We start from the raw sequence: 26472 nt of genomic DNA, 5'->3' as shown, positions 1-26472 counted from the left end.
CCCGCGTCTGAATTGGAGGGCCACTCTGATGTCCGAAGATCGGAAGCTCGTTGAGTACCTGAAGTGGGTTACCGCCGATCTCCACGAGACCCGTCGACGGCTTGAAGAGTTGGAGTCGCACCGGCATGATCCGATCGCGATCGTGTCGATGGCATGCCGCTTTCCCGGCGGAGTCGGCTCGCCTGAGGACTTCTGGCGGTTGCTGATCAACGGTGCGGACGCGATCTCCTCCTTCCCGGTCGATCGGGACTGGGATGTGGAGGGCATTTCGGCCATGGGGGTCGGATGCCAGGGCGGGTTCCTGTCCGATGCGGTGGAGTTCGACGCCGGGTTCTTCGGTATTTCGCCGCGTGAGGCAGTGGGGATGGATCCGCAGCAGCGGGTGCTGCTGGAGACGTCCTGGGAGGCGATCGAGCGGGCCGGGATCGACCGGGTCTCGCTGAAGGGCAGCTCCACCGGTGTGTTCGTGGGCACCAACGGCCAGGACTACATGAGCCTGGTCCTGGAAGGCGGGCAGGGCGACAGCGTCACCGGAACGGTGGCCAGTGTGCTGTCCGGACGCCTGTCCTACACGCTGGGCCTGGAGGGCCCGGCGATGACGGTGGACACGGCCTGTTCCTCGTCGCTGGTGGCGATTCACCTCGCGGCGCAGGCGCTGCGGTCGGGTGAGTGCTCGCTGGCGCTGGCCTGCGGGGTGACCGTGATGGCGTCGCCGCTGGTGTTCCTCGGGTTCAACGCGCAGGGCGCGATGGCGCCCGACGGCCGGTGCAAGGCGTTCGCCGACACCGCGAACGGCACGGGCTGGTCTGAGGGCGTGGGCGTGCTGGTGCTGGAGCGGTTGTCGGACGCCCGCCGCAACGGGCACGAGATCCTCGCGATCGTCCGGGGTTCCGCGGTCAATCAGGATGGCGCGTCCAACGGGTTGACCGCGCCGAACGGTCCTTCGCAGCGGCGGGTGATCCGCAAGGCGCTGGCCGTCGCGGGACTGAGTCCCGCTGACGTGGACGCGGTCGAGGCGCATGGCACCGGGACGACGCTGGGTGACCCGATCGAGGCCCAGGCGTTGCTGGCCACGTACGGCAAGGACCGGCCGGCGGGGCAGCCGCTCCTGCTCGGGGCGGTCAAGTCGAACATCGGTCACACGCAGGCCGCGGCGGGTGTGGCCAGCGTGATCAAGACGATCTTGGCTCTCCGGCATGGGGTGCTGCCCAAGACGTTGCATGTGGACGAGCGATCTTCGCGGGTGGACTGGGACTCGGGCGCGGTCGAACTGCTGACGGAGCCGGTGGAGTGGCCGCGGACGGGCCGTCCGCGCCGGGCGGGTGTGTCGTCGTTCGGGATGAGCGGCACGAATGTGCACATGATCTTGGAGCAGGCGCCGCAGGCCGAGCCGGACGTGGCGGACCCGGCGCCGGTGGCGGGTGTGCTGCCGTGCATGATCTCGGGCAGATCCGATGAGGCGTTGCGGGCGCAGGCCGGCCGTCTGGCCGAGTATGTGGAGGCGGCGGACGATCTGCGGCTGGTCGATGTGGCGTTCTCGCTGGCCACGACGCGGTCGATGTTCGAGCGCCGCGCGGTGGTCGTCGGGCGTGATCGCGAGGAGTTGCTGGCTGGTCTCGGTCCGCTGAGTACGGACGACGCCGGAGCCTCCCTGCGTGGTGGCGTGATCGCAGTGGGGTCGGCGGCTCGGGTGGTCGCGGGTGTGGCCGATGTCGTCGGGAAGTCGGTGTGGGTGTTCCCGGGTCAGGGGGCGCAGTGGGCGGGGATGGGTGCTGCCCTGCTTGAGGAGTCGCCGGTTTTCGCGGGTCGGATGGCGGAGTGCGCGGCGGTGCTGGAGCCGTTCGTGGAGTGGTCGCTGCTGGATGTGATCCGCCAGGCCGAGGACGCTCCGTCGCTGGATCGGGTGGATGTGGTCCAGCCGGTGTCGTTCGCGGTGATGGTCTCCTTGGCGGCGGTATGGGAATCGCTAGGGGTCCGCCCCGACGCCGTGGTCGGCCACTCTCAGGGCGAGATCGCCGCTGCGGTGGTCGCGGGTGGCCTGTCTCTACAAGACGGCGCCCGGATAGTGGCGCTGCGCAGCGGCCTGATAGCCGACCGGCTGGCGGGGCTCGGGGCGATGGCCTCAGTGGCGTTGCCGGTCGAGCAGGTGCGTGAGCGGCTGGCCGTCTGGGGCGGACGGGTGTCGGTCGCGGCGATCAACGGCCCTCGCTCGGTGGTGGTGGCCGGTGAACTGCGAGCCGTCGAGGAGCTGGTGGAGCGTCTGACCGAGGACGGGGTGCGGGTCCGGCGTATCGCGGTGGACTATGCCTCGCATTCGGCTCAGGTCGATCTGATCGGTGCGGAACTGGCCCAGGTCCTGGCGGAGGTGGCTCCGCGTGCGGTGCGGGTGCCGATGTTGTCGACGGTGACCGGCCAGTGGGTGGAAGGGCCGGAACTCGACGCGGGGTATTGGTGTGACAACCTGCGCAACACGGTCGACTTCGCCCCGGCGATCGGGCAGCTGCTGGAGCAGCGGTATCGGGCGTTCGTGGAGGTGAGCCCGCATCCGGTGCTGACGATCGGCATCGGCGAATGCGTGGACGAGGCCGCAGCAGATGCGGTGATCGCCGGAACTTTGCGCCGGGACGAGGGCGGGCTGGACCGGGTGCTGGTCTCGGCCGCTGAGCTGTTCGTACGCGGCGTGGCGGTGGACTGGCAGGCCGTGCTGACCGGTGGACGCCGGGTGGACCTGCCGACCTACGCCTTTCAGCACCGCCGGTACTGGCTTGAGAACGCCGGTGCCGGTGCGGGGGATGTGGCGGCGGCGGGTCTGGCCGCGACGGATCATCCGTTGCTTGGTGCCGCGGTCGGGTTGGCCGATTCCGACGGAGTGGTGCTGACCGGGCGTATCTCGCTGCGAACGCAGCCGTGGCTGGCTGATCATACGGTGGCGGGGATGGTGTTCTTCCCGGGCACCGGATTCTTGGAGCTGGCGGTCCGTGCGGGTGACCAGGTCGGATGTGGCCTGGTCGAGGAGCTGACCCTGGCCGCGCCGCTGGTGCTGGGTAAGGATGACGCGGTCGCGGTCCAGGTCGCGGTAGGCGCCCCGGAGGAGACCGGCCGCCGGACCCTGAGTGTCTACTCCCGGCCGGCGCAGGCCGGTGACGAGGTGCAGTGGGTGCGGCACGCCACCGGGACGCTCGCCACGGACGCTCAGGCCGCTGCGCACTTCGATACGGCGGTGTGGCCCCCGGCCGGCGCGACCGCGATCGAGCTGGACGGGCTGTACGAAGAGCTGGCAGAGGGAGGGTTGGGGTACGGCCCGGTGTTCCAGGGTCTGCGGGGGGCCTGGCGTGGCACCGGTGGTGAGGTCTTCGCCGAGGTCGCGTTGCCGGAGCAGGCGCAGTCGGATGCCGGTGCGTTCGGGGTGCATCCTGCGTTGCTGGACGCCGCCCTGCACGCGATCGCGTTCGCCGGGCTGGACACCACGGCGGGTACGAGGCTGCCGTTCTCCTGGCAGGAGGTGAGCCTGTACGCCACCGGAGCGGCACTGCTGCGCGTCCGCCTGGCCAAGGTGGGCGACGACGCCGTGTCGGTGAGCGCGGTGGACGCCGCCGGAGAGCCGGTGCTCTCCGCGCGGTCGCTGGTGTCGCGGCCGGTCTCGGCCGACCAGCTCGCCGCCGCCGGCAGCGGTCCGGGAGCGGGGCGGGAGGCGTTGTTCGGGCTGGAATGGGTGCCGGCTCAGGCGCCGGTGTCCGATGCCGGGCTGGATGTGGCCGAGCTCACCGAAGACGTTCTCGCTGACTTGGCGCTGCTGGAGGTGGTGCCGGATGTGCTGACTCTCAGCGTCAGCTCGTCGGAGACCGCCGGCACGGTGGAGTCGACGCACGAGCTGGTCGCTCATGTCCTGGGGCTGGTGCAGCGTTGGCAGGCCGATGAGCGGTTCGAGAGTTCCCGCTTGGTGTTCGTCACTCGTGGTGCGGTGGCGGCGCGGGAGGGCGAGGTGGTCGCCGATCTGGCGGCTGCGGCGGTGTGCGGTCTGGTCCGGTCGGCGCAGTGGGAGAACCCTGGCCGGTTCGTGCTGGTCGATGTCGACGGTGAGTTGCCTTCACCGGTACTGGCCGGGGTGCTGGTCTCGGGTGAGCCGCAGGTGGCGGTGCGCGAGGGTGGGGTACGGGTTCCCCGTCTGGCGCGGGTGACACCTTCGGAAGAGGCCGAGCGGCCATGGGATCCCGACGGGACGGTGTTGATCACCGGTGGCACCGGTGGTCTGGGAGGCGGTCTGGCCCGGCATCTGGTGGCCGAACGCGGGGTGCGGCATCTGCTGCTGACCAGTCGCCGGGGTTTGGAGGCTCCGGGTGCGGTGGAGTTGCAGGCCGAGCTGATCGCGCACGGCGCCGAGGCCACGGTCGCGGCGTGTGACATGGCGGATCGGGATCAGGTGGCGGCGCTGCTGGCCGGGATCGATGCCGGTCATCCGCTGACCGCGGTCATTCACACCGCCGGTGTGCTGGATGACGGCACGATTCCCGCACTGACGCCGGAGCGGCTGGACGCGGTGCTGCGTCCCAAGGTGGACGCCGCCTGGCACCTGCACGAGCTGACCCAGGGCCTGGACCTCGCGGCGTTCGTGCTGTTCTCCTCACTCGCGGGTGTCATGGGCGCGGCTGGGCAGGCCAACTATGCCGCCGCCAACACGTTCTTGGACGCGCTGGCCGAATCGCGCCGGGCCGAAGGGCTGCCCGCGCAGTCGCTGGTGTGGGGTCCCTGGACTCAGGACACCGGCTTGACCGGCACGCTGAGCGATGTCGACATGAGGAGGATCGCCCGGACGGGCATGCCGCCGCTGTCGGTGGAACAGGGCCTGGCGCTGTTCGACGCGGCCGGCCGGGTGACGCGGCCGGTGGTCATCCCGCTCCGGTTGGAACTGGCGGTGCTGCGCGCCTTCGGCGAGGTCTCTCCGTTGTTCCGGGGGCTGGTGCGGGGCGGTCGGCGGTCGGCGGCGTCCGGTTCGGTGGTCGCGGCGACGTTGCTGAATCGGCTGGCTCCCCTGGGGGCGGCCGAGCGTGCCGAGGTTCTGCTGGATCTGGTACGCACCGAGGTGGCCATGGTGCTGGGACACGCCTCGATCGACATGGTGGAGGTGCGGCGGGAGTTCCGTGAGCTGGGCTTCGACTCGCTCACAGCCGTGGAGCTGCGTAACCGGTTGAACTCCGCGACCGGGTTGCGGCTGCCGTCCACGCTGGTGTTCGACTATCCGACTCCGGTGGTGCTGGCGGAGTTTCTCCTGAACGAGTTGTTCGGCGAGGGCGCCGATGTGGTGGTGCCCACGGCGATGGCGCCGGTGACCAACGATCCGATCGTGATCGTGGGCATGTCGTGCCGCTTCCCGGGCGAGGTCGAATCTCCGGACGATCTGTGGCGGCTGGTGGCCGAAGGCGGAGACGGGATCGGTGAGTTCCCGACCACGCGCGGCTGGGATCTCGGGGCGTTGTACAGCCCGGATCCGGACAACCCGGGCACCAGCTACGTGCGCGACGGTGGCTTCCTGGAGAGCAGCGAGCAGTTCGATCCTGGGTTCTTCGGCATCTCGCCGCGTGAGGCGCTCGCCATGGACCCGCAGCAGCGGTTGCTGCTGGAGGCGTCTTGGGAAGCGGTCGAGCGGGCGGGTATGGATCCGCTCTCCTTGCGGGGCAGCCGGACGGGTGTTTTCGCCGGTGTGATGTATCACGACTACGCGATGACCGCGGAACTCCCGCTGGAGGCGATGGGCTTCATCAGCACGGGTGCCGCGGGAAGTGTGGCGACCGGTCGGATCTCGTACACGCTGGGGTTGGAAGGTCCGGCGGTGACGGTGGACACGGCGTGTTCTTCGTCGCTGGTGGCCATGCACATGGGGGTGCAGGCGCTGCGGTCGGGGGAGTGCGACTTGGCGCTGGCCGGTGGTGTGACGGTGATGGCCTCGCCGGCGGTGTTCATCGGTTTCAGCGCGCAGGGCGGGCTGGCCCCTGACGGCCGGAGCAAGTCTTTCGCTGACGCGGCGGACGGCACCAGCTATTCCGAGGGCGTGGGCATGCTGGTGCTGGAGCGTCTGTCGGACGCGCGCCGTAACGGGCATCAGATCCTGGCGATCGTCCGCGGTTCCGCAGTGAACCAGGACGGCGCGTCCAACGGGTTGACGGCGCCGAACGGTCCTTCGCAGCAGCGGGTGATCCGCCAGGCCTTGGCCGTCGCTGGGCTGTCTCCTGCCGAGGTGGACGCGGTGGAGGCGCACGGCACCGGTACGACGCTGGGCGACCCGATCGAGGCGCAGGCGCTGCTGGCGACCTATGGCCGGGATCGGGACGAGGATCGTCCGCTGTTGCTGGGGTCGATCAAGTCGAACATCGGTCACACCCAGGCGGCTGCCGGTGTGGCCGGTGTGATCAAGATGGTGCTGGCGATGCGCCACGGTCTGCTGCCCAAGACGCTGCATGTCGATACTCCGTCCTCGCATGTGGACTGGTCGGCCGGTGCGGTGGAGTTGCTGACCGAGCAGGCAGGCTGGCCGGAGACCGGCCGTCCGCGTCGGGCGGGTGTGTCGTCGTTCGGGATCAGCGGCACCAACGCGCACGTGATCTTGGAGCAGGGGCCGGAGGCTCCTGTAACGGAGCCGGTGGAACAGGCGCCGGGTGTCGTGCCGTGGGTGGTCTCGGCGAAGACTCCGGAGGCGTTGCGTGGTCAGGCGCGTCGTCTGGCGGCGCATGTGGAGGCCGGCGATCTGGACCCGGTGGATGTGGGGTCCTCGTTGGTGGTGTCGCGGTCGGTGTTCGAGCATCGTGCGGTGGTGGTCGGGCGTGATCGTGGCGAGCTGCTGGCGGGTGTGGGTGCGCTGAGCGCAGGCGAGCCGGCGGCTCACGTGGTCTCCGGTGTGGCCGACGTCGCTGGGAAGTCGGTGTGGGTGTTCCCTGGCCAGGGGGCGCAGTGGGCGGGGATGGGTGCTGCCCTGCTTGAGGAGTCGCCGGTTTTCGCGGGTCGGATGGCGGAGTGCGCGGCGGCGTTGGAGCCGTTGGCGGATTGGTCGCTGCTGGATGTGATCCGGCAGGCCGATGGGCTGGATCGGGTGGATGTGGTTCAGCCGGTGTCGTTCGCGGTGATGGTGTCGCTGGCGGCGGTGTGGGAGTCGCTGGGTGTCCGCCCCGGATCGGTGGTCGGCCACTCGCAGGGCGAGATAGCCGCCGCGGTGGTCGCGGGTGGCCTGTCTCTGCAAGACGGCGCCCGGGTGGTGGCGTTGCGCAGCCGTCTGATCGCCGACCGGCTGGCCGGGCTCGGGGCGATGGCGTCGGTGGCGTTGCCGGTCGAGCAGGTGCGGGAGCGGCTGTCGTCCTGGGACGGGCGGGTTTCGGTGGCGGCGGTCAACGGCCCTCGCTCGGTGGTGGTGGCCGGTGAGGTCGCGGCCGTTGAGGAGCTGGTCGAGCGACTGGCCGGGGATGGGGTGCGGGTTCGTCGTATCGCGGTGGACTATGCCTCGCATTCGGCTCAGGTCGATCTGATCGGTGCGGAGCTGGCCCAGGTCCTGACCGGGGTGGTGCCGCAGTCGGTGCGGGTGCCGATGTTGTCGACGGTGACCGGCCAGTGGCTGGAGGGGCCGGAACTCGACGCGGCGTATTGGTGTGACAACCTGCGCAACACGGTCGACTTCGCCCCGGCGATCGGGCAGCTGCTGGAGCAGCGGTATCGGGCGTTCGTGGAGGTGAGCCCGCATCCGGTGCTGACGATCGGCATCGGCGAATGCGTGGACGAGGCCGCGGTGGATGCGGTGATCGCCGGGACGTTGCGACGGGATGAGGGCGGCCTGGACCGGGTGCTGGTCTCGGCGGCTGAGCTGTTCGTGCGCGGTGTGACGGTGGACTGGCAGGCCGTACTGACCGGTGGACGCCCGGTCGACCTGCCGACCTATGCCTTCCAGCACCACCGGTTCTGGCCGAACACCAGGCAGAGCAGTGATCCTCGCGTGCTGGGACTGTCCGCGACGGATCACCCGCTGCTGGGCGCGGCGATCCCGCTGGCCAACTCCGATGGGGTGGTGCTGACCGGGAGGTTGTCGGTGAGCGCCCAGCCGTGGCTCGCCGATCACATGGTGGCGGGTTCTGTGGTGGTGCCGGCCAGCGCGTTCGTGGAACTGGCGATCAGGGCGGGTGACCAGGTCGCCTGCGACTTGGTGGAGGAGCTGACGCTGGCCGCGCCGCTGGCCCTCGTCGAACACGAGACGGTAGTGGTGCAGGTCTCGGTGGACCCACCACAAGAGGGCCGCCGGAGCCTCAGCGTTCACACACGTTCGGTGGACGCGACCGATGAGGGCCAGTGGGTGCTGCGCGCCACCGGCACGCTCGCGACCGGCACTGAGGAAGCCGTGCCGTTTGACGCGGCGGTGTGGCCTCCGGCCGGCGCGACCGCGATCGAACTGGAGGGTCTGTACGAGGAACTCGCGAAGGAGAGCTTCGCATGCGGTCCGGCGTTCCAGGGTCTGCGGGCGGCTTGGTGGGGTGCTGACGGCGAGGTGTTCGCCGAGCTGAGCCTGCCGGAGCAGGCAGGAGACGCGGCTTCGTTCGGGTTGCACCCTGCTCTGCTGGACGCGGTGTCGCATGCGGCGCCGTTCGCCGGGCTGGACGATTCCGAGGGCGTCCAGGCGCCGTCGTCCTGGGGTGAGGTGTGCCTGCACGCGGGCGGCGCGTCGATGCTGCGGGTACGACTGGCTCGGACAGGGGGCGATGCGTTCTCCCTGTTCGCGGTGGATGCGGCCGGAGAGCCGGTGGTGTCGGCCCGGTCGGTGGTGATGCGACCGATGGCCGTCGAGCACGTGACGGGCGCCGACCATCGCGGGGCCGGATGGGACTCGCTGTTCCAGGTGGAATGGTCCGTGGTCGGCGGCCTGCCGCAGGCCGACCAGGCGTCGATACCGGTGGCGGTAGATCTGTCGTCGTTGGCCGAGGCGGATCCGGTCCCGGCAGTGATGGTGACGGAGCTGGTCTCGGATCCGGCGGCCGGGGTGGTGGAGTCGGCGCATGCGCTGACCGCCCGCGTGCTGGATCTGCTGCAGCGGTGGCTGGCCGATGAGCGGTTCGCCGATTCGCGGCTGGTGTTCCTCACCCGGGGCGCGGTCGCGGTGAGCGACGGCGAAGTGGTCACCGATCTGCCGGCTGCGGCGGTGTGGGGCCTTGTCCGCAGTGCTCAGTCGGAGGACCCGGGCCGGTTCCTGCTGGTCGACGTGGATGATCAGGAGTCTTCGCCGCTCGACGTACTGCCCAGGGTGCTGGCCTCGACTGAGCCGCAGGCGGCGGTACGCGCGGGGGAAGTGCTGGTTCCCCGCCTCGCCCGGCTGTCACCGGACGAACACGACGCCCGAGCCTGGAACCCCGAGGGCACAGTGCTGATCACTGGTGGGACCGGTGGTCTGGGTGCGTTGTTCGCACGGTACGTCGTGGCCGAGCGTGGCGTACGGCATCTGCTGCTGACCAGTCGCCGGGGCCTGGACGCCCCGGGTGCGGTGGAGCTGCGGGCCGAGCTGATCGCGCACGGCGTCGAGGTGACGATCGCGGCGTGCGACATGGCCGACCGGGACGCGGTGGCGGCCCTGCTGAAGGGGATCCCCGCCGAGCATCCGCTGACTGCGGTGATTCACACCGCTGGTGTGCTGGCCGACGGGACGATCCCGTCACAGACGCACGAGCGGCTGGACAGTGTGCTGCGGCCGAAGGCGGATGCGGCCTGGCACCTGCACGAGCTGACCCAGGGCCTGGATCTGGCCGGGTTCGTGATGTTCTCCTCGCTGGCCGGGGTGATGGGCAACGCCGGGCAGGGCAACTACGCGGCGGCGAACGCGTTCCTCGACTCGCTGGTCCAGCTGCGCCGGGCGCAGGGGCTGCCCGGGTCGTCGCTGGCCTGGGGCCTGTGGGAGCAGGGGACCGGGATGACCGGAGGGCTCGGGGCGATCAATCTGCAGCGGATGGCGCGGGCGGGCATGCCGGCGCTGTCGGCCGAGCAGGGCCTGGCGGCCTTCGAGGCGGCCACCGCCTCGGGTCGGGCGGCGGTGGCGGCGGCGCGGCTGGATCTGTCGGTGCTGCGCACGTTCCCTGAGGTGCCGCATCTGCTGCGGGGCCTGGTGCGCGTGGGCCGCCGGTCGGCGGTCTCCACCTCGCTGGGCGGGGACGCGGACCTGGTACGGCGGCTGGCGGGACTGGGGGAAGCCGAGCGGGTGCGGCTGGTGACGGAGCTGGTGCGCGCGCAGGCGGCGGTGGTGCTCGGGCACGCGTCTGCGGAGGCGGTCCAGGTCCGGCGGGAGTTCCGCGAGCTGGGTTTCGACTCCCTCACCGCCGTGGAGCTGCGCAACCGGCTCAATGCCGTCACCGGGTTGCGGCTGCCCGCCACCCTCATCTTCGATTGCCCCACCCCCGCGAGCCTCGCCGAATACATTTTGGCGGAAATCGCTCCCGGAGCGAATACCGAGGTGGAGCTGTCATTGCTGGCCGACCTCGAACGGTTCGAAACCGCGTTCTCCGGCAACGTGCTCGACGATCGCGCCCGGAACGGCATCGCGACCCGGCTGCGGCACCTGCTGGCGAAGGTGAGCGAGAGCGGCACGGAAACTAGTGAAACCGCTGTCGCCGGCATGCTCGAATCTGCGAGTACCGAGGAGATCCTCAGTTTTATCGACAACGAACTGGGCCGCTCGAGAGATCTGTGACCCGAGCCCGCGTCTGAATACCGAAGGACCACGCTCATGTCTGAAGACCGGAAGCTCGTCGAGTACCTGAAGTGGGTCACCGCCGATCTGCACGAGACTCGTCGGCGGCTCGAAGAGGTGGAGTCCGGTAGACATGAGCCGATCGCCATCGTGTCGATGGCGTGCCGCTATCCCGGCGGGGTCGGTTCTCCTGAAGATCTGTGGCGGTTGCTGTCCGAGGGTGAGGACGCGATATCGCCTTTCCCGGCCGATCGGGGCTGGGATGTGGAGCTGCTGTCGGCGATGGGCGTTGGGTGCCAGGGCGGGTTCCTGCCTGATGTGGCGGAGTTCGACGCCGGGTTCTTCGGTATCTCGCCGCGTGAGGCGTTGGCGATGGATCCGCAGCAGCGGTTGCTGCTGGAGGTGTCGTGGGAGGCGGTCGAGCGGGCCGGGATCGACCCGATCTCGCTGAAGGGCAGCTCCACCGGGGTGTTCGTGGGCACCAACGGCCAGGACTACGCGAATCTGCTCATGAGTACTCAGGCGGACACACAGGGCCACGGCCTTACCGGTCTGTCGGCCAGCGTGTTGTCCGGCCGTCTCTCGTACACCCTGGGGTTGGAGGGCCCGGCGGTGACGGTGGACACCGCCTGCTCATCGTCGCTGGTGACGTTGTACCTTGCGGCGCAGGCGCTGCGGTCGGGTGAATGCTCGCTGGCGCTGGCCGGCGGTGTCACGGTGATGACGTCGCCGTTGGCGTTCGTGGGTTTCGAGGGCGGGCTGGCGCCGGACGGTCGCTGCAAGGCGTTCTCCGACTCGGCGGACGGCACCATTTGGTCTGAAGGCGTCGGCGTGTTGGTGCTGGAGCGTCTGTCGGACGCGCGCCGAAACGGGCATCAGGTACTGGCGGTCGTCCGTGGGGCTGCGGTCAACCAGGACGGCGCGTCGAACGGGCTGACCGCGCCGAATGGTCCTTCGCAGCGGCGGGTGATCCGGCAGGCGCTGGTCAGCGCCGGTTTGTCGCCGTCCGAGGTGGACGCGGTGGAGGCGCATGGCACCGGGACGACACTGGGTGATCCGATCGAGGCGCAGGCGCTGCTGGCCACGTATGGCAAGGATCGGCCGGAGGGTCGTCCGCTGTTGCTGGGGGCGATCAAGTCGAACTTCGGTCACACGCAGGCGGCCGCCGGGGTCGCCGGTGTGATCAAGATGGTGCTGGCGATGCGGCATGGGGTGCTGCCCAAGACGTTGCATGTGGATGCGCCGTCTTCGCATGTGGACTGGTCGGCGGGTGCGGTGGAGTTGCTGACCGAGTCGGTGGAGTGGCCGCGGAACGGTCACCCGCGCCGGGCGGGTGTGTCCTCCTTCGGGATCAGCGGCACCAACGCGCATGTGATCTTGGAGGAGGGGCCGGAGGTTCCGGCCCGAGCGGGTGTGGAGGTTCCGGCGCCGGCGGCTGGTGTGGTGCCGGTGCTGGTTTCGGCCAGGACGAGTCAGGCGTTGCGGGCGCAGGCCGGACAGCTGGCCTCGTATGTGGAGGGTCACCGCGAGGTGGCGCTTGCCGATACGGCGTTCGCACTGGCTGCGACGCGGTCGGCGTTCGAGCACCGCGCGGTGGTGCTGGCCGGGGACCGTGATGGTCTGCTGGCCGGGCTGGGGGCGCTGGCGGAGGACCGGCCGGGTGCGGGTGTGGTGCGCGGGGTGGTCGGTGCGGAGACCTGGCTCGCGTTCCTGTTCACCGGTCAGGGCAGTCAGCGGGCGGGGATGGGCCGCGAACTGTATGAGCGGTTCCCGGTGTTCGCCAAGGCGTTGGATGAGGTGATCGCGGAGTTGGATCCGCTGCTCGACAGGCCATTGCGCGACGTTATGTTCGCCGAGGCGGAGCTGCTGGATCAGACGGGGTGGGCGCAGCCGGCCTTGTTCGCGGTGGAGACCGCGTTGTTCCGGCTGGTCGAGTCGTGGGGTGTGCGGCCGGATGTGCTGGCGGGGCATTCGATCGGGGAGATCACGGCGGCGCACGTGGCCGGGGTGCTGTCGCTGAGTGACGCGTGTGCGCTGGTCGCGGCTCGGGCGCGGTTGATGCAGGCATTGCCCGTGGGCGGGGCGATGGTGGCGGTGCGGGCGTCCGAGGACCAGGTCGCCGGGCTGCTGGCGGGGCGTGAAGCTGAGGTGTCGATCGCGGCGGTGAACGGCCCGGCCTCGGTGGTGATCTCTGGTGTCGAGCGGGCGGTGCTTGAGGTGGCCGCCGCGCTGGAATCCCAGGAGGTCAGGACGCGGCGGTTGCGGGTCTCGCACGCGTTCCACTCGCCGCTGATGGACCCGATGCTGGAAGACTTCCGCACGCTGGCGAGCAGGTTGGCCTACAACCCGCCGCAGATCCCCATCGTGTCCACCCTGACCGGGAACCCGGCCACGACCGAGCAACTCTGCTCGCCGGATTACTGGGTGGACCAGGTCCGTGGCGCGGTCCGCTTCGCCGACGGGATGCGTACCCTTCACGCCCAGGGCGTGCGAGCCTATCTGGAGCTGGGCCCCCACGGCGTCCTGACCGCCATGGCCCAGGACACGCTGGCAGACCCAGGCTTATCAGCCTTCGGGGCAGGCTCAGACGTTGTGCTGGTGCCGCTGCTGCGCCGGGACCGGGACGAGCACGAGGCCGTTAGCGAGGCGCTGGCTCGCCTGCACGTCTACGGGGTGCCGGTGAACTGGGAGACGGTGCTCCCGCGCGGCCGCCGGGTCAGTCTGCCCACGTACGCCTTCCAGCGCCAGCGGTTCTGGCCCGAGGCCGTCGCCCCCGCCGACAGCGCCGCCGTGGCCGATCCGGTGGACGCGGAGTTCTGGTCCACCATCGAGCGTGAGGATCTTCAGTCCCTGGCGGCGCGGCTGGAGGTGGAGCAGGAGACGCTTGGTGCGGTGTTGCCGGCGTTGACGTCCTGGCGCCGGGCCCAGCGTGAGACGTCCGTCGCGGACTCCTGGCGTTACCGCGTCAGCTGGAAGCCGCTGACCGGCGTCTCGGCCGCTGTCGTCCCAGGCACTTGGCTCGTCGTGGTGCCCGCGGAGCTGGCAGGCGACGTCTGGGTGGAGTCCGTGGTCCAGATGTTCGGCGCGGCGGCCGTACGGCTGGATGTGTCCGGTCAGGATCGGGCCTCGCTCGCCGAGCGGCTGCGCGAGAGCCTCGATGCGGAACTGGCCGGGGTGGCGTCGCTGCTGGCGCTGCGGGAAACCACGGAGGTCTCGGCGGGTTCGGCGCTGACGATGACCTTGGTGCAGGCGCTCGGTGATGCCGGTGTCGAGGCGCCGTTGTGGTGTGTCACGAAGGGCGCGGTCTCGATCGGCCGGTCTGACCAGGCGCCGAGCCCGGCTCAGGCGGGCGTGTGGGGCCTTGGCCGGGTGGCCGCGCTGGAGTACGCGCAGCGGTGGGGCGGCCTGATCGACCTTCCCCAGACGCTGGACCAGCGGGTGGTGACCTGGCTGGGCGGCATCCTCACCGTCCCCGATTCCGAGGATCAGGTGGCGATCCGCTCGACCGGCGCGTACGGCCGCAGACTGGCCCACGCCCCCTACCGGGCCACCGACGCCATGCCGCGACCGCGCGGCACGGTCTTGATCACCGGTGGCACGGGTGCGCTCGGTGGTCACGTGGCCCGGTGGCTGGCCGCCCAGGGTGCCGAACATCTCGTACTGACCAGCAGGCGGGGTATGGCGGCCGACGGCGCGGCCGAGTTGTGCGACGAGTTGACCGCGCTGGGCGCCCGGGTGAGCATCGTGGCGTGTGACGCGGCCGATGCGGACGCCCTCGCGGCCGTGCTGGCCGGCATCCCGGCCGAGTGCCCGCTGACCGGGGTGGTCCATGCCGCCGGCATCAGCCCGGCGAACGGCCTGGACGGGCTGGACGCCGCCGAGTTGGCCGAGGTGATGCGGGCGAAGGTCGTCGGCGCGCTGAACCTCGACGCGCTGCTGGGCGACCGCGAGCTCGACTTCTTCGTGCTGTTCTCCTCGATCGCCGCGGTGTGGGGCAGCGGCGGCCAGGCCGCGTACGCTGCCGCCAACGCCTGTCTTGACGCCCTCGCCGAACAACGGCGGGCGCGCGCGGCCGTGGCGACCTCGGTGGCCTGGGGCCCTTGGGCCGGGGACGGCATGGCCGCCGGCGCGGCACAGGACTACCTTTCCCGGCGTGGCGTGCGGGTGATGGCGCCTGGCGTGGCCGTCACCGCGTTGTGGCGGGCGGTCGCGCACCGCGATGCGAGCGTGGCGGTCGCGGATATCGCCTGGGAGCGGTTCGCCCCGACGTTCACGGCCGTACGCGAGAGCGCTCTGCTCGGCGATCTGCCGGAGGTACGGAGTCTGGTCGAGGCGGGTCGTGCCCTCCGGGAAGAGGAGCAGTCGGCGGCTTCCGCCCTGCGGGCACGGCTGCGCGAGCTGGCGGAGGGTGAGCGGTCGCAGGTCCTGCGTGACATGGTCCGCGAGCAGGTCGCCGTGGTGCTGCGGCATTCCGGCGCGGAAGCGATCGAGACCGGACGGGCCTTCAAGGACCTCGGGTTCGACTCGCTGACCGCGGTCGAGCTCCGCAACGCGCTCCAGGCCGCGACCGGTTTGACCCTGCCGGCCACCATGGTTTTCGACTACCCGACACCGGCCGTACTGGCGGACCACCTGCTGGCGGAGTTGCTGGGCGGGCAGGCGCAGGCGGCGGCGCCGTCGGCGGTGGTGCAGGTGGCGGACGATCCGATCGTGATCGTGTCGATGGCCTGCCGCTATCCGGGGGGAGTGAGCTCTCCTGAGGATCTGTGGCGGCTGGTCGCCGACGGCCGGGACGCCATCTCTCCGCTGCCCCGGGACCGGGGCTGGCAGGCGCAGGGCGAGCTGGACTTCCAGGGCGGATTCCTCTTTGACGCGCCCGACTTCGATCCGGGGTTCTTCGGCATTTCGCCACGTGAGGCGCTGGCGATGGATCCGCAGCAGCGGTTGCTGCTGGAGACGTCCTGGGAGGCGATCGAGCGGGCGGGGATCGACCCGGTCTCGTTGCGCGGCAGCCGTACCGGTGTGTTCGCCGGGGTGATCCACCACGACTATGGGATGAGCCTCGGCCTCCAGCCGGAGGCGATGGCTTTCGTCGGCACCGGTACTGCGGGAAGTGTCGTGACCGGCCGGGTTTCGTACGCGCTGGGGTTGGAGGGTCCGGCGGTGACGATGGACACGGCGTGTTCGTCGTCGCTGGTGGCGATGCACCTTGCGGCGCAGGCGCTGCGCTCGGGTGAGTGCTCCCTGGCGCTGGCCGGTGGTGTGACCGTGATGGCCACCCCGGGGGTGTTCATCGGCTTCAGCGCGCAGGGTGGGCTGTCGGCGACCGGCCGGTGCAAGGCGTTCTCCGACACCGCCGACGGCACGACCTGGTCCGAGGGTGTGGGTGTGGTGGTGCTGGAGCGGTTGTCGGACGCCCGCCGTAACGGGCATCAGGTGCTGGCGATCGTCCGTGGTTCGGCGGTGAACCAGGATGGCGCGTCGAACGGGTTGACCGCTCCGAACGGTCCTTCGCAGCAGCGGGTGATCCGGCAAGCGCTGGCTGGTGCCGGTTTGTCGCTATCCGAGGTGGACGCGATGGAGGCGCACGGCACTGGAACCACACTGGGTGATCCGATCGAGGCACAGGCGCTGCTGGCCACGTATGGCAAGGATCGGCCGGAGGGTCGTCCGCTGTTGCTGGGTTCGATCAAGTCGAACATCGGTCACACGCAGGCGGCCGCCGGGGTCGCCGGTGTGATCAAGATGGTGCTGGCGATGCGGCATGGGGTGCTGCCCAAGACGTTGCATGTGGATGCGCCGTCTTCGCATGTGGACTGGTCGGCGGGTGCGGTGGAGCTGCTGACCGAGCCGGCCGAGTGGCCGCGGAACGGTCACCCGCGCCGGGCCGGTGTGTCATCCTTCGGGATCAGCGGCACCAACGCGCATGTGATCTTGGAGGAGGGGCCGGAGGTTCCGGCCGGACCGGTGGTGGAGATTCCGGCGTCGGCTGGTGGTGTGGTGCCGGTGCTGGTGTCGGCCAAGACGGGTCAGGCGTTGCGGGCGCAGGCCGGGCGGCTGGCCTCGCATGTGGATGGCCGTCGTGAGGTGGCGCTGGTCGATACGGCGTTCTCGCTGGTGGTGTCGCGGGCGGTGTTCGAGCACCGTGCGGTGGTGGTCGGCGGGGACCGTGAGGAACTGCTGGCGGGCCTGTCCGCGGTCGAGGCCGGTGAGCCGGCGGCTCGCGTGGTCGCGGGTGTGGCCGATGTCGTCGGGAAGTCGGTGTGGGTGTTCCCGGGCCAGGGGGCGCAGTGGGCGGGGATGGGTGCTGCCCTGCTTGAGGAGTCGCCGGTCTTCGCCGGGCGGATGGCGGAGTGCGCTGCGGCGCTTGAGCCGTTCGTGGACTGGTCGCTGCTGGATGTGATCCGCCAGGCCGACGGGCTGGATCGGGTGGATGTGGTCCAGCCGGTGTCGTTCGCGGTGATGGTGTCGCTGGCGGCGGTCTGGGAGTCCCTGGGCGTCCGGCCCCACGCGGTGGTCGGCCACTCTCAGGGTGAGATCGCCGCCGCTGTGGTCGCGGGTGGTCTGTCGCTGGAGGACGGCGCCCAGGTGGTGGCGTTGCGCAGCCGTCTGATCGCCGACCGGCTGGCCGGGCTCGGCGCGATGGCCTCGGTGGCGTTGCCGGTCGAGCAGGTCCGTGAGCGGCTGGCCGTCTGGGACGGACGGATCTCGGTCGCGGCGGTCAACGGCCCTCGCTCGGTGGTGGTGGCCGGTGAGGTGCAGGCCGTCGAGGAGCTGGTCGAGCGTCTGACCGAGGATGATGTACGGGTTCGCCGGATCGCGGTGGACTATGCCTCGCATTCGGCTCAGGTCGATCTGATCGGTGAGGAACTGGTCCAGACCCTGACAGGGGTGGTGCCGCAGCCGGTGCGGGTGCCGATGCTGTCAACGGTGACCGGCCAGTGGCTGGAGGGGCCGGAACTCGATGGCGGGTATTGGCGTGACAACCTGCGCAACACGGTGGCCTTCGCCCCGGCGATCGGGCAACTGCTGGAGCAGCGATACCGGGCATTTGTCGAGGTGAGCTCGCATCCGGTGCTGACGATCGGCATCGGCGAATGCGTGGGCGAGGCCGCGGTTGACGCGGTGATCGCCGGGACGCTGCGGCGGGACGAGGGTGGGCTGGGCCGGGTGCTGGTCTCGGCGGCCGAGCTGTTCGTGCGCGGCATCGCGGTGGACTGGAAGAGCGTGCTGCCGGGCGGTCGCCAGGTCGACCTGCCGACCTATGCCTTCCAGCACCAGCGGTACTGGCCTGAGAACGCCGACTCCGCTATGGGTGACGTGGCGGTGCTGGGGCAGGCCGCGATGTACCACCCGCTGCTCGGTGCGGCGGTGGGTCTGGCCGGTACGGATGGGGTGGTGCTGACCGGGCGCCTGTCGGTGAGGTCGCATCCATGGCTGGCCGATCACAGGGTGGCTGGAACAGTGGTCTTCCCTGGCAGCGGGTTCGTGGAGCTGGCGATCCGGGCGGGTGACCAGGTCGGCTGCGATGGGGTGGAGGAGCTGACGCTCATCGCGCCGCTGGTGCTGGGTGAGTCGGACGCGGTCGCGGTGCAGGTGGCGGTGGGTGGCCCGGATGAGGCGGGTCGGCGTGCGGTGACCATCTACGCCCGGCCTGCCGAGGCGGCTGACGACGAGTCGTGGACGCGGTGTGCCTCCGGTGTGCTGGCGCCCGAGGGCCGGGCCGCAGAGCGGCTGGAGGTGGGGGCGTGGCCGCCGGCGGGGGTGGCTGTGATCGAGTTGGATGAGGTGTACGACCAGCTGGCGGAGGACGGTTTCGATTACGGTCCGGCGTTCCAGGGGTTGCGGGCGGCGTGGCGGGGCGCGGATGGTGAGGCGTTCGCCGAGGTCGCGTTGCCGGAAGAGGCCGGCGATACGGGTTTGTTCGGGGTGCATCCGTCGTTGCTGGAGGCGGTGGTGCATGCCGCCGCGTTCTGCCTGGACGGGGGGCGGGACAACCGGGCGTCGTCGTGGGGCAAGGTGTGCCTGCACGCGTCCGGGGCGTCGATGCTGCGGGTGCGGTTGACCCGGACCGGCGCGGACGAGGTCTCGATGGTGGCGGTGGATCCGGCAGGGGAGCCGGTGCTGACGGCGGATTCGCTGGTGCTACGCCCGGTCACGGCCGACCAGTTCGCCGCCACCGCCGGCAGTGACCGCGGTGCCAGGCCGCCCCGGCGTGTTCGCCGGTCCGCGTCGATACGCGAGGCCGACCCGGTGTGGGAGCGGTTGCGCGGGCTTGGAGAGGTCCAGCAGCAGGAGATGCTGGAAGAACTGGTGCGGCGTCATGCGGCTGCCGTTCTCGGCCACGGCGACTCCTCGGCCGTCGATCTCGAACGTGATTTTTTCGAGCTGGGCTTCGACTCGCTCACCGCGACCGAGTTGCGTAACTCCCTGGCCAAGGCGATTGGCTGGGAATTCCCGCTGGTGGCGGTGTTCGAGAACAAGAATTCCGTTGATCTCGCCCGTTGGCTGCGGCATGAGCTCGTCACCCGGATCAATGCCGGCCAGGCGACTGCGGCGGCCCAGGTGGACGACACCCTGGCCGAGTTGTTCCGCGGCGCCTTCCGTTCCGGCAAGTCGCAGGAAGCGTTGGGACTGCTGTATGCCGTGGCGCGGACCCGGCCCATGTACGACGCACCTGTCGACCTGCGGGAAATCCCTCGACCGGTGACGCTGGCCAATGGCGCGGCCAGGCCTCGCTTGATCTGCGTGAGTTCTTCCACGGTGACCGGCGGCGTTCATCAGTATGCGCGGTTCGCCGCGCACTTCCGGGGGGAAAGACACGTCTCGGCGCTTCCCCTGCTGGGCTACGCCCTCGGCGAGGGCCTGCCCGCCACGAGGGACATCGCCCTCGGGAGCATCGCGGAAAGTATCGCGCAGGCCAGTGAGGGGGAACCGTTCGTGCTCGTCGGTCATTCGGCCGGCGGCGTTCTCGCTTACGGCGCGGCCAGTCTCCTGGAGAAGTCGGGGATCTCCCCGGAGGGGGTGGTGATGCTGGACTCCTTCCATTCCCCGGCAGGTGGCGATTCGCAGCTGCTGTCCGAGCAGGTGCTGCAGTACCTCTTGCAGATGGAGGCGGTTTTCGGCGAGTTCAACAGCGCGCGACTATCCGCCATGGCGCACTGGTCGGCCATTATGCACGACATCGAACTGGCGGACGTGAACGCGCCCGTGCTGTTCGTGCAGTGCACGGAGCCGTTCTCTGACGTCGAACCTGAATCGGATTACTGGCGGGCGACGCCGTTCGACCCGTCGCATGCCGTACGGACGATCGAGGCGAACCACTTCTCGATGCTCGCCGAGAAGGCAGAGGACACGGCCCGCCTGATCGACGGCTGGTTCTGTTCGGAACACTGAGGGAGTTTTCAGACCAATGGATCGTGCAACTACGCCCAGCAGAGAACAGGCGGATCGCCGGCCGGTGGACAGCGGTGCGGCGGGTCTCGAACTGTCCACGTTGCGGCTCGAGCAGTCGGGCCGGGTGCTGACGGCGCGGGTGGACGCCCCGCCCTTCAACTATCTGACCTCGGCGATGCAGCGGGACTTCGTCCGGCTCGTCGAGGCGGTGGAGCACGACGATTCGGTCGGCGCGGTCGTCGTCACCGGTGCGCGGCCCGGCCGGTTCATCACGCACGCCGAGATCGCCCCCATCTTTTCGCACGCGGATGGCATGCCGGAGATCTCCCATACGGTCGCTCAGAACCTGTTCCGGAGTGTGCGGGCCATGACGGGCTGGGCGGGTGAACGTCTGATCGCCCGTTCCTCGCTGAGCGGACTGCTCTCGATAACCCAGTTCCATGAAATGGCGCTGCGGGTGATGTATTCCCCGGCGGTGTGGATCGCCGCGGTGAACGGGCTGTGCGGCGGCGGTGGCCTGGAGATGTCGGTCTTCTTCGACATGCGCGTGTCGGCTGATCGTGATGCCGGCTTCGGCCTGCCCGAACTGTCGCTGGGGTTGAACACCGCCCTGGGCGGGCAGCGGCTCGCCCACCTTGTCGGGCCGTCCCAAGCTTTGGAGATGATGCTCGAAGCGCGTTTCTATTCACCGCAGGAGGCCCTGGAATTGGGTCTGGTGAACCGGGTGGTGCCGGCCGAGGAACTGCTGGACACGGTCCAGCGGATGGCGGAGCGCTACGCCAGCCGGCCGCGGAAGATGGTGGCCCGGCAAAAGCGGATCTTTAATGACGCCTATTCCGTCTCGGCTCGGGCCAGTCTTAACCAAGAGGCCGTCGCCGCATTGACGAACCTGTCGTCACCGACCACCCAGGCCGCTATGCGGCGCTGGGTGCAGATGCAGGAGGGCACCGACGGCGACTCGGTGTTCCTGACCCAGCCCGAACCTTGGATCGAGGGCACCGCGCTCGACATGAACGTCACTGTGCGCGGACCGGAGCCGTCGTGATCGGCGCCCTTCCCCACTGAGGTGACCAGTCGGCCGGCCGGTGCTGTCGCATCGGCCGACCCGAGGTCAGAGGATCTCGCGGTTGAAGGTCCTGGTGCCCCACCAGAGTGCCATCACGGTTATCGCCACGAGCATGCCGCCGCCGATGACTACCGGCTCAAACGCGAAGTTACTGGTGAAGGTCGCCCTGGTGAGATCGGCGATCCAGGTCAGCGGATTGCACCGCGACAGAATGTAGAGCCATTGAGGTGCCAGTTCGCGTGTTATCGGCATCAGAATGCCCGACAGGAGTGTCAGGGGCAGCAGGCTCGTGCTGATGACCGCGGTGAAGACCGGTTCGCTCTTCGTCACCAGCGCCAGGGTGATCGAGCATGCCGTGAGCGTGAAGGTGAGCAGGGCCCCGACGCCCAGAGTCAGCAGTGTGCCGATGAGCGTCAAGGGGAGATCGAAGAGTAGCCAGGCCAGCAGGAACACCATAATGCTCTGGATCACTGTCTGGAGCACGGTCATCATGGCGTAGCCGAGCAGGAGCGCCGTGCGGCTGGCCGGAGTGACCCGCATGCGCTCGAGCACTCCGTTGCTCAGGTCCCCCAGGAGTTTGTATCCGGTGAACGCGCTGTTCATGAGCACCAGATAGATCGTGAGGGCGGGTGTCATGACCATCCAGGCGCCCCCGGGAGGGGAGCCTGGCGTCTCCTTCATGAGTCCGACCATCAGCGGGGTGAAGAGCAGCAGCCAGGTCAGGGGCTGGGCGATCGAAAGCGCCATGGGTGCCCAGGACCGACGCGTCAGGATCAGCTCGCCCCGGAAGATCAGCGTTGCGTCGCGAAACATGGGTCACATCCTGTCGGGGGTTGACGTCTCGGTGATGGGGTCCTCACGGATGCTCCGGCCGGTCAGAAGGAGGAATATGTCGTCAAGGGTCGGCTGTACGACCTGGATCGAGAGAGTGGGGACGCTCGCGAAATCCATGGCGCGGATCAGCTCGGGAATCACGGCGTCTCCCCTCGGCACCTGAAACCGCACGGTGTCTCCTATGACCGAGGGTTTGCTCGCATGGGGGAGACGCTCCGCGACGGCGGCCGCGGTCTGGACCATGTCCATCGGCACCGTGATCTCGACCCGGTGCCCGGCCACTTTCGCCTTGAGGGCCTCGGGAGTACCTTCCGCGATGATTTGCCCGTGGTCGATGATGAGCACCTGGTCGGAGAAGGCATCGGCCTCCTCGAGGTAGTGGGTCGTGACGAACACGGTGGTGCCCAGCTCGGCGCGCAACATGTGTACGCGCTTCCACAGGGCCGCCCTGCTCTGTGGGTCCAGCCCGGCTGTCGGCTCGTCGAGGAACACGACAAGCGGCGAGTGAACAAGCCCGAGAGCGACGTCCAGACGGCGGCGCTGTCCACCTGACAGTGTTTTGACCAGCCGATTCTCCAGACCGTTCAGCTCAAGCTGCTCCACCACCTCCCCGCCGCGGCGCCGCGCCTTGGCCCTCGACAGGCCGTACAACTGGCCTTGCGTCTCGAGCTCCTCGCGAACCGTGTGCTCGCCGCAGGTGCCACCGCCCTGCGCGACGTAACCGATGAGTCTGCGTACACCCGTCGGATCGGCCAGCAGATCGTGGCCGGCGACGGTGCCGGTGCCGGCGGTCGGCCGGAGCAGCGTCGTGAGCATGCGAAAGGACGTGGTCTTACCCGCTCCGTTAGGGCCCAGCAAAGTGACGCACATACCCGCGGACACGTCGATGTCGACACCCTTGACCGCGTCGATCCGCCGACCGTCCACGTGGAAACTGCGTGCCAGCCCATGAGTCGTGATCATGGAAACCCCTCTTGCCGCACATTGTCAGCAGGACAGTAGACGTCGAAAAACCGGGAAATCATCGGAGTTTTCTAGTGCACGGAGAAGTAGTGATTTTGCGAGTCATTGCCGGGGTTCACTGGTCTGAGCGGAATTCGGCGCGATGAAGGGACCAACAGATCGTGAGTACCGCAGACGACGTCAGCACCGCATGGATCCGTCGCTACCACCCGGCGGCGCAGGCGGGTAGGCGTCTGGTGTGCTTCCCTCATGCGGGCGGATCAGCCAGCTTCTTCCTGCCGACCTCGGCCAAGTTCGCACCGGACACCGATGTGGTGGCCATCCAGTACCCCGGGCGGCAGGATCGGCTGCGGGAGCCGTGCATCACGGACATCGGCATGCTGGCGGATCGGATCGTCGACGAGCTGATCGCGCTGTCGGAGAAGCCGACGGTCTTCTTCGGCCACAGCATGGGGTCGGTGATCGGCTTCGAGGTGGCCTCCCGGCTTGAGCGGAAGGGCGTCGGCGCGCCACACACGTTGATCGCCTCGGGACGCCGCGGGCCGTCCACCCACCGGGACGAGTCGGTCCACCGGCGCGACGACGACGGCATCATCGCCGAACTCAAAGTGCTGAACGGTACCGACGCCGGGGTGCTCGGCGACGAGGAGATCATCCGGATGTCGCTGCCCGCGCTTCGGGGCGACCATCGGGCGATCGAGACCTACCGCGGAGATCCGGAGCAACGCCTGCGTGGCTCGATCACTGTGCTGACCGGAGACGCCGACCCGAAGACGACGGTCGAGGAGGCGGAGGTCTGGCGCCGGCACACCGAAGGGAGCTTCCGCATCAGGGTGTTCGCCGGCGGGCACTTCTTCCTCACCCGGCATCAGCAGGCGGTGAACGAAGAGATCGCTCAGGCACTCGGGGCGTAACGAGCGACCGGTCCTGCCGCCGGCGGCGACTGTTTCCCGGATTCGGGCGCGGTCACGGACATCGCCTGCCACCAGGCCGAGGTCGGCGTGCCGCGCCACGTCCGTCACATCACCTGATGGACAGCTCCGGGAACGGCACGACGAACGCGCCGCCGGATGCCGTGAACGCCGCAGACCGGGCGCGGATGCTGGACTCGAAGTTCCAGGCGAACAGCACACAGTAGTCGGCCGCGTCCGCGGTCAACCGCTCGGAGCTCACGATGGGGATACCGTCGCCCGGCGTGAACTTGCCCACCTTGCGCGGGTTGTCGTCGACGATCCACGCGATCTGACCGCCCACTCCGGCCTGGGAGAGCAGGGTGACGGCCCGCGCCGACGCGCCGTACCCGCAGATCCGCCCACCGACTTTCGACAGACCGGCCAGCACGTCGTTGAGGGTCGTGCAGACCCGGTTGACGCGGTCCGCGAAGCCGTCGAGAAAACTGCCGTCGGGCACGCCCGCGTCGACCTCGGCCCGCAGGATCCGGTCGAATTCGGCCGTCGAGGGGCGGGCTTCGTCATCGCGGCCCAGCCAGCAGCGCAATGAGCCTCCCTGGGCCGGGATGAGCTCAGCGTCGAACACCGCGAGGCCGTTCGCCGCGGCCGCCTGTGCCAGCACATGCAGGGAGAAGTACGAAAGGTGTTCGTGGTAGACGAACTCGAAGATACCGTGCTGGGCCATCGGCAGGACGTGCGCGACCTCGATGACGGCGCGGCCGCCCGGCTTGAGGAGCAGGCGGATCGCGCGGAGGACTCCGTTCACGTCGTTGACATGGGCGAGCACATTGCTGCCCAGTATCGCGTCAACGGGCCCGATTTCACTCAATATCTTCTCGACCGTCTCCACGCCGAAATGCGTGGTCAGCGTCGGCACTCCCCGCTCCTGCGCGTAGGTCCCCAGCTCGACCGCCGGGTCGACACCGAGCACCGTCATGCCGCGCTCGGCGAAGAAGCTCAGTTGCGTGCCGTCGTTCGAGCCGATTTCGAGCACCTTCGCCCCGGCGTCCAGCTCCAGTCGATCCGTGACCCGGGCGGCCAGCGCACGGCAGTGTTCGACGAGGGCGGGAGCGGCGCCCGTGGCGTACCGGTAGTCGGCGAACAGGACCGATCGGGGCACCACGTCCACCAGCTGGACCAGGCCGCACATGGCGCAGCGCACGAGGTCCAACGGGTAGCGTTCCTGAGCTCGGGCCGCCTCGGGTGTGGACGCGATGGCGTTGGCGGGCGGAGTCGGGGTGAGCGAGACCACTCCTTCCAGACTGTCGGTCCCGCACACCAAGCACCGGCTGGTGGTGTCCATCAGCGTTCTCTCCCTCCGCCATCTTGTCCGGCCGCCGTGGCCACCGCGCTCGATCTGGCGGAAGACATTTCGGCAGCTCACGACAAGCCCTTGAGTAACCGGCGGTCGGAGCTTACGTCCGCGAACACTAAGGGAAATACCTGATCGGCTGAGGCACAATCGCGGGAACGAACCCCCTCGATCTGGGGAAGTCACATTCGCCGACACCGTGTTTCCGTCCTGAGTTGTCCGCCAGGGGCGAGGCAGGTAACGCGGATGAAGGAGTATCAAATGCGAATCCTGGTTACTGGCGGAGCTGGGTTCATCGGATCCCATTTCGTACGGTCGATGTTGGACGGTCGATACCCCGGCCACGAGGACACCCGGATCACCGTTCTGGACAAATTGACCTATGCCGGCCGGAGGGACAACCTGCCCGAGGCACATCTGAAGTTGACCTTCGTGCACGGCGACGTCTGCGACCGGCAGCTGCTGGCCGATCTCCTGCCCGGACACGACGGAGTCGTGCATTTCGCCGCCGAGTCGCACGTTGACAGGGCGGGGGACGACGCGGAGCCGTTCGTGTGGGCCAACGTGATGGGAACCCACCGCCTGCTCGAACAGTGCAGGACGAGTGGAGTTCAGCGCGTCGTGCACGTGTCCACCGACGAGGTGTACGGGTCGATCGAGCACGGATCATGGACGGAACAGTTTCCGGTCGAGCCCAACAACATCTACTCGGCGTCGAAGGCGGCCAGCGATTGCCTCGCCCGAGCGCACTGGCGCCTTCACGGCCTGGACTTGTCGATCACCCGATGCTCCAACAACTATGGACCCCGGCAGCATCCTGAGAAGATCATCCCCGGCTTCGTCACCCGCCTGCTCCAGGGGCGTGACCTCCCATTGCACGGCGATGGCAGCGCCATCCGCGAATGGCTGCATGTCGACGACCACTGCCGCGCCGTTTCCCTTGTCTTTGACAAGGGCCGCGCCGGCGAGATCTACAACATCGGCGGCGGAACGGAGCTCACCAACCGTGAGCTGACCGGCCTGCTGCTCGAACTGGCCGGGGCCGGCTGGGACTGCGTCCGAAATGTGCCAGACCGGCCGGCTCAGGACCCACGGTACTCGCTCGACCACAGGAAGATCACCGAGGAGATCGGGTTCGAACCCGTGATCGATTTCAAGGAAGGCCTTGAGAGCGTCTTCACCTGGTACCGGGAGAACCGATCCTGGTGGGAATCCATTGACGTGTAGTCGTCGCGTCCGCTGTGACCAG

Annotated in this window: 8 protein-coding genes; 5 read left to right on the top strand and 3 right to left on the bottom strand. The window is 69.1% G+C overall.

Annotation, left to right across the window (positions count from 1 at the left end):
• Positions 1–28: 28 nt before the first annotated feature.
• Genes Aple_RS53410 through Aple_RS28870 form a run of 3 tightly spaced genes read left to right on the top strand, consistent with a single transcriptional unit; the run spans position 29 to position 21143 of the window.
• Positions 29–10702: a type I polyketide synthase gene (locus Aple_RS53410; protein WP_155347886.1), complete on the top strand. Its 10674-nt coding sequence runs from the start codon at positions 29–31 to the stop codon at positions 10700–10702.
• 36 nt (positions 10703–10738) lie between these two features.
• Positions 10739–20098 carry a type I polyketide synthase gene (locus Aple_RS53395; protein ID WP_155347885.1) on the top strand — a complete coding sequence of 3120 codons (9360 nt, stop codon included), beginning with the start codon at positions 10739–10741 and terminating at the stop codon, positions 20096–20098.
• A 16-nt stretch (positions 20099–20114) separates the two neighbouring features.
• Positions 20115–21143 (top strand): enoyl-CoA hydratase/isomerase family protein, encoded by a 1029-nt coding sequence (locus tag Aple_RS28870; protein WP_155347884.1) that lies wholly within the window; start codon positions 20115–20117, stop codon positions 21141–21143.
• 66 nt (positions 21144–21209) lie between these two features.
• On the opposite strand, the gene Aple_RS28865 is transcribed toward Aple_RS28870, so the two are convergent.
• Together Aple_RS28865 and Aple_RS28860 are read right to left on the bottom strand one after the other, a co-directional pair.
• A complete protein-coding gene (locus Aple_RS28865; protein ID WP_155347883.1) occupies positions 21210–21977 on the bottom strand; it encodes an ABC transporter permease in 768 nt (255 codons plus the stop codon).
• 3 nt (positions 21978–21980) lie between these two features.
• Positions 21981–22961, bottom strand: coding sequence for an ATP-binding cassette domain-containing protein (locus Aple_RS28860; protein WP_155347882.1), 981 nt, complete (start codon positions 22959–22961; stop codon positions 21981–21983).
• Positions 22962–23122: 161 nt separating this feature from the next.
• Here Aple_RS28860 and Aple_RS28855 point away from each other — a divergent pair, with 161 nt between their 5' ends.
• Positions 23123–23875, top strand: coding sequence for a thioesterase II family protein (locus tag Aple_RS28855; protein WP_155347881.1), 753 nt, complete (start codon positions 23123–23125; stop codon positions 23873–23875).
• A gap of 109 nt (positions 23876–23984) precedes the next feature.
• Here the strand turns inward: Aple_RS28855 and Aple_RS28850 are convergent, their stop codons facing one another.
• A complete protein-coding gene (locus Aple_RS28850) occupies positions 23985–25214 on the bottom strand; it encodes a class I SAM-dependent methyltransferase (protein ID WP_170321707.1) in 1230 nt (409 codons plus the stop codon).
• A 255-nt stretch (positions 25215–25469) separates the two neighbouring features.
• On the opposite strand from Aple_RS28850, the gene rfbB reads away from it, so the two are divergent.
• The gene (gene rfbB, locus Aple_RS28845; protein WP_308805524.1) at positions 25470–26450 is read left to right on the top strand and encodes a dTDP-glucose 4,6-dehydratase; all 981 of its coding nucleotides are present in this window, start codon (positions 25470–25472) and stop codon (positions 26448–26450) included.
• Positions 26451–26472: the final 22 nt, after the last annotated feature.

The organism is Acrocarpospora pleiomorpha (assembly GCF_009687885.1).
Taxonomy (GTDB): Bacteria; Actinomycetota; Actinomycetes; order Streptosporangiales; family Streptosporangiaceae; genus Acrocarpospora; species Acrocarpospora pleiomorpha.
This window is presented reverse-complemented; position numbering and strand designations above follow the sequence as displayed.